The sequence below is a fragment of the Variovorax atrisoli 110B genome (genome assembly GCF_000382045.1).
Classification (GTDB): domain Bacteria; phylum Pseudomonadota; class Gammaproteobacteria; order Burkholderiales; family Burkholderiaceae_C; genus Variovorax; species Variovorax atrisoli.
The window spans coordinates 1-5,219 of sequence record NZ_KB907487.1; the positions used below are offsets into that span (position 1 = coordinate 1).

Here is a 5,219-nt window from a genome sequence, read left to right on the forward strand (position 1 = left end):
AGCCCGATCAGGTTGATGCCCAGGCTCACCCAGTTCAGGAACGCATCGACGCTGTCCTTGGCCTTCTTCTCGACGATGTTGATGATGTCCAGGAACACATCCACCAGCGCCATGATGTTGCCGACGATCGGGATGCTGCCCAGCACCATCGTCAGCCGCTCCAGCGTCACGTAGCCGCCGCTGAACGAGCGCAGCCAGTCATCTACCGCCTTGCTCGCAGCGGCGACGTCCTCCTTCACGATCGTGTTCAGCGGCGCCACCGCCGTCTGCGGTTCGCGCTCGGTCGGCGCCTTTTTTTCTTCCGTCCCTGCCATATGCGTTTCCGTCAGTTGATGTTGGCGCCCTGGAACTCGAGCTGCTCGAAGGTGCTGCCCGTGAAGTCCACGCTGCGTCCCTGCAGCCCCTGCGCATGCACCACGGTGCCGCTGCAGTCCAGAACGCCGACGTCGTTCCAGCTGCCGCCTGCGAAGCTGATGTCGTCCCATTGGCACTGCCTGAAAGTGCTGCTCGCGATGCTCGCGCCGTCGAAGTTCGCGCGCGTGAAGCTGCAGTTGATGAACGTGCAGCCGGTGATCGAGATGCTGCCGAAGTCGCTTTCGGTGAAGCTGCAGCCCGTGAACTGGCAGCCGCTCCAGCCTGCCTGCTTGAAGCTGGTGGCCGTGAAGCTCGTGCCCGCGAAGGTCGTCGCGGCGAACTGGGCGAAGCCCAGGTCGAGCCCGGCGTAGGCAAAGCTGTCGGCCTGGCCGACGAGCCCGGCGGGAGCACCGCCTGCGCCTTTGCGCCACATGTCGTGGGCGAGGATGATGATTTGGGAAGACATATCGAAGAATCCTTGGATGACGCCGTCGACTCAACGCGAGAGCTGCTTCCGGAGGACCCGGCCAGCGCGCTTCTCGATCAGGAGGTTGGGTTCGGGCAGGCCCGGCAAGGCGCCGCGGTAGCCTTGTGGCTTGCCCTTTGCCACCCACGACGCGCTGTAGTCGCCGGATTCTTCGGCCAGGACGAGTTTGTAGTTTTCGAGCTGCAGGCCTGAAGACCTTGCATCGGCGCAGGCTGCCGCAATCGCCTGCGCCGCCAGGCCATCGACTTCGATGGTTACGTTCATTCTTTTCTCCCTTGCAAATTTAAGAGCCGCGAACTCGGGCGCCCGCAACGTCTTTAGAACCAGACTAGGTGCCGGACGTCATTACCGGCTCCCCTGCTCCCGAAGTATTTCGCCGGTGGTTTTGGAGGCGATGTACGTGATCGACAGCCCCAGCTTGCTGGCGTTGCCGAGCCCCTTTTGCCCCGGAGGCAGCTTGGCGGTGAACGCAATGCCGATGGTGTTGATTCCGCTCTCGTCTTGGCCGTTTTCCTTCTTTCTTTCTGCGATGTGAACGTTGAAATTACTCAGGTCCTGCCCGGTCTTCTCGAACAGCCTGAAGGCGTCAGCCAACGCGATCACCACCGGGGTGTTGAGTACCAGCTGATTCGGCGACTCGATCTCGAAGAGCGGCAAGACCGAACCATCGAGGCCGCTGCTCACGGATGCGAGCCCCGGGCTTTCGCTCGCGCCGCTTCGATTTCCTTCAGCAGATCGCCGGCCTCCGCATTACCGTTCTTCGCCGACTCCGCCGCCCAATGCGCGGCTCCGGCGAGGTCCTTGCCGCTCATGTAGAGGTCGTAGGCGAGGTTGTGCTGCGCGACGACGTGCCCGGCCTTGGCCGCGATCGTCAGCCAGCGGATGCGCTGAGCCTCGTCCGAAGACGCGAATGTGTAGTACAGCGAAAGGCGGAACGCGGCTTCGGCGTCACCGGTCTCGGCCTTGGCGGCCAGGTCGGCTCGCTGCGCATCCGTGAGCGAATAGGTCTGCGCACCCGAGATGGGCGAAGAGGAAGAAGAAGAGGCCGGGCCAGCGTCGGGCGTGTCCATGGTTTGGTTCTCCGTTGCGTAAGAGACTGAAAGGTTCAGAAGAAGAGGAAGAAGCAGGGCCAGCTTCGCGCCGAACCCGAGATCGATGTTCTTCATGACTTGGGATTGAAGGTATGCCAGACGCCGGGATCGGCGGTGTCCATGGTGCCGTCGGCCTTCTGGCCGGCAGGTTTGTAGGCGCCGTGGGGCCAGATCCACAGGAGCTTGTCGGGCGCCACGACAGGCGCATTGAGCTCGTTGGCCAGTTTCTGGGCGTAGGGGTCGGTACCCTTGCCGGTCTCGCACGACATCAGCTGCACCTTCTGGCCATCCGTATATGACGGATGCGCCTTGATCCGCTGCGCCATCTGCGCGGGGGTGATGCCCTTGAGCGCCGTGTCGGTCATGATGCTCGGGTTGCCATGGGAGCCGACCGTGAAGGTGCCGGGCGGGCTTGCGATGTTGTCGGCCGACTGGCGGATCGCCTCGTTGTGCGGGAACAGGTTGATGTCGACCAGCCCCAGCGGGTCGATGCCGCGGACGGGGTTCCCGCCGACGTACGCATAGAGGTTGAGGCCGCCCGCGAGCCCCAGCGGGTCGGGCGAGACATACCGGCCGCTCGCCGGATCGTAGTAGCGGTAGCGGTTGTAGTGCAGCCCGGTTTCGGCGTCGAAGTACTGCCCCTGGAAGCGGATGGGGTTCACGATGCCGGCACGTCGTCCCGCTTCGCTGATGACTTCGCGCGCCTCGCCCCAGGCCTTGTACTGGGCCGACCAGCCGACCCGCCCCTCGTGATCGGTCAGATCCCGCGGCGTGCCGAGGTGATCGCACTGATAGAAGGCGATCTCGTCCGCCTCGAAGCTGCGTTGCCCCGGCTGGAGCTCGCCGTTCCACAGCGGGTCCTGCTCGATGTCGTAGGCGCCTCCGTTGGCGGCCATGAGTTCCCGCACGTCGGGCGTCCTGCCCGGCACGATCGCATGCGCCTGGCGCAGCTGAACCAGCGGGGCGAAGGAGCGCGGCTCATGAACGTAGTGCACGCTCCATCCGCGCCCCTCATCCTCCTGCTCTGCGCTGAGGCTCTGTGTGCTCTCGAAGGCGAGCGTGTCGCCATCCCAGCCGAATCTGGTGATGCTGTCTCGCGAACGCTTGGAAATGCGGCGCCCCAGCGGGTCGTAGGCGAACGAGGTTGGCGTGCCGTCTTCGTCCGTGGCGAAGCTCAGGCGCCCGAAACCGTCCCACGCGAAGGTGGTCGACCGGCCGTTGCACACGCGCTCGACCATGTTTCCGTGTTCGTCGTACCGATAGCGGACGCCGGCATGGGCCCTGAGCAGGTTGTCGAGCAAGGGAGCAACAGGGGTGCGGGTTTCACCGGCCGCGCCGACGGGCTCGGCGATGTTGCCCGCCGGGTCGAAGGCGAAGGTCTCGCGCCCTAACCGGCTGTTGGCCTCGACGAGGCGGCCGACAGGGTCGTAGCGGTAGTCGAGGTTGCCATGATGGCTGTCGCCGATGGCGACCAGCTGCCCCGCCCTGTCGTAGCCGTAGGTGCGCTGCAGCTGCAGCGCGCCGGGCGCGCTCGCCTGGCCCGGCACGACCTGCTGTTCCAGCCGCCGCCCCACGTTGTCGTATCGCAGTTTCTGGGTCAGGCCGTTGCGCTGCTCGCGCAGCACTTCACGATGGAGGTCGTCGCGCTCGAAGCCGAGGATGTCCTGCCCGTCGAGCAGCAGGCCGTGCACGTGGCCCGAACCGTAGGTGAGCCACTGGGTCGTATGACCGTCGGGGCGGATCGTGGCGACGCGCTGGTTGAGTGCGTCGTAGCGGTGCTGCCATATCGCCGTGCGCCCGGCCTGCAGGTCGTGCTGGTGCTCGCGCGTCAGGTTGCCGGCCGGGTCGTAGAACCACTGCAGACGTGCGTCGCTGTTCGACGCCTCGACCATGCGTCCGTTGCGGTCGAAGGCGAAGCGCTCGACCTGGCCACCGGCGGACCGCTCGGTCATCCGGCCCATCGCATCGGCCTCCAGCCGCACCGCTCGCCCGGCAGCTTCGACCTCGACGAGCCGGCCGGTGCTCTCTTCGTAGCGGTACCTCGTGGTCCTGCGCGCGAAGTCGGTCTTCTCCAGCAGTCGACCCACGGGGTCGTAGCGCAGGCTGTGGCGGCTGCCGTTCTCGTTGCGCAATTCGACAAGACGGCCCAGCAGATCCCACTGGTACCTGAGCGAATGCCCCTCGGCATCGGTGCGGCCTGCGATGAGCCCTGCACGGTTGTAGCTGTAGTGCGTGCGGCGCCCGAGTCCGTCGACATGCGCGAGCATGCGCCCCTCGGGGTCGTGCAGTTTCTGCTCGCGCGTGCCGTCGGGCAGCACGATCTCGTGGAGCAGGCCCGGCACGCTGCCTTGGGCACGCAGCACCGCGTCTTCCTGCGGACGGCTGTAGAGATGGCGCGTGACGTTGCCCGCCGGATCGATGGCCGTGGCGAGCCGGCCGCGATCGTCGTAGGTCCAGCGGCTGGTCTTGCCTGAGCAATCGGTGAGGCTTGCGAGCCGGCCGCGAGGCGTGTAGCTCATCAGCTTCGTGCCGCCCTTGGCATCGGTGATGCGCACGGGCCTGCCGGCCTTGTCGTAGGCGTACTCGGTCTTGTGGCCCAGCGGATCGATCTCTTCGGCGAGATGCCCCTGCGCGTCGTAGTCGCGCTTCCACACACCACCTTCCCCGTCACGGATGCCCGTGAGCCGGTGCAGCCTGTCGTACTCGTAGTGCACGCGGCTTCCATCGGCACGGGTGTGCGTCTGCAGGTTGCCGTCGGCGTCGTAGGTGTAGTCGTCCGTCGTGCCGTCGGTGTGCACGTGGCGCGTGATGTTCTTCGCATCGTCGCGGAAGAACCACTCCTGCAGCCCGTCCGGATGGATGATGCGGTAGGTGTAGCCCTGGATGTCGTAGTAGTGCCAGGTCTCCCCGCCCAGCGCATCGGTCACGTAGGTCAGCCGGATGTTGCGGTCCCACTCCAGCTTCAGCGCGAAGCTGCCGTCATCGGACCACTCGCGCACGGCCTTGGCGTCGGGGCCCGTGCCGTCGTATTCGAGGTTCATGCCCCGGCCGGTGCGGTCGGTGTAGCGGGTCACGAGGTGGTGGCTGTAGGTGTAGCTCCAGCTGGCGCCGTCTTCGTCCTGTGCGGCGACGAGGTCTCGCTCGCCGTCGTGGGTGTAGCCGGCCAGTTGGCGCACGACCTGGCCGTCCTTCAGCTCCCACAGCGACTGGATGAGCCCCGTCTGCGCATCGGGCCTGGTGCCCACGTGGGCCATGACGGCCTCGCCGTGCTTGCTGATGATGTCGCT

General features: G+C 65.8%; 6 protein-coding genes. All 6 read right to left on the minus strand.

The window, feature by feature from the left end; translation table 11 throughout:
- A partial coding sequence (locus G369_RS36925) for a hypothetical protein (RefSeq protein WP_038117000.1) occupies nt 1-314 on the minus strand: 314 nt, incomplete at its 3' end.
- Between the two features lie 11 nt (nt 315-325).
- Complete coding sequence (locus G369_RS0135115) at nt 326-820, minus strand: pentapeptide repeat-containing protein (protein WP_019658739.1); 495 nt, start codon at nt 818-820, stop codon at nt 326-328.
- 30 nt (nt 821-850) lie between these two features.
- On the minus strand, nt 851-1,105 hold the full coding sequence (locus G369_RS0135120) for a hypothetical protein (RefSeq protein ID WP_019658740.1): 255 nt from the start codon (nt 1,103-1,105) through the stop codon (nt 851-853).
- Between the two features lie 81 nt (nt 1,106-1,186).
- On the minus strand, nt 1,187-1,525 hold the full coding sequence (locus G369_RS0135125; RefSeq protein WP_019658741.1) for a hypothetical protein: 339 nt from the start codon (nt 1,523-1,525) through the stop codon (nt 1,187-1,189).
- Complete coding sequence (locus G369_RS36930) at nt 1,522-2,007, minus strand: SEL1-like repeat protein (protein WP_019658742.1); 486 nt, start codon at nt 2,005-2,007, stop codon at nt 1,522-1,524. Before G369_RS36930 ends, G369_RS0135125 begins: the two co-directional genes overlap by 4 nt.
- Nucleotides 2,004-5,219, minus strand: a 3,216-nt coding sequence (locus G369_RS36935) for a DUF8616 domain-containing protein (RefSeq protein WP_019658743.1), incomplete at its 5' end; no start/stop codon positions are given. The genes G369_RS36930 and G369_RS36935, both read right to left, overlap by 4 nt.

Coding starts and splice junctions, on each gene's coding strand:
- G369_RS0135115 (WP_019658739.1), bottom strand. CDS start 820: ATGTCTTCCCAAATCATCATCCTCGCCCACGACATGTGGCGCAAAGGC.
- G369_RS0135120 (WP_019658740.1), bottom strand. CDS start 1,105: ATGAACGTAACCATCGAAGTCGATGGCCTGGCGGCGCAGGCGATTGCG.
- G369_RS36930 (WP_019658742.1), bottom strand. CDS start 2,007: ATGAAGAACATCGATCTCGGGTTCGGCGCGAAGCTGGCCCTGCTTCTT.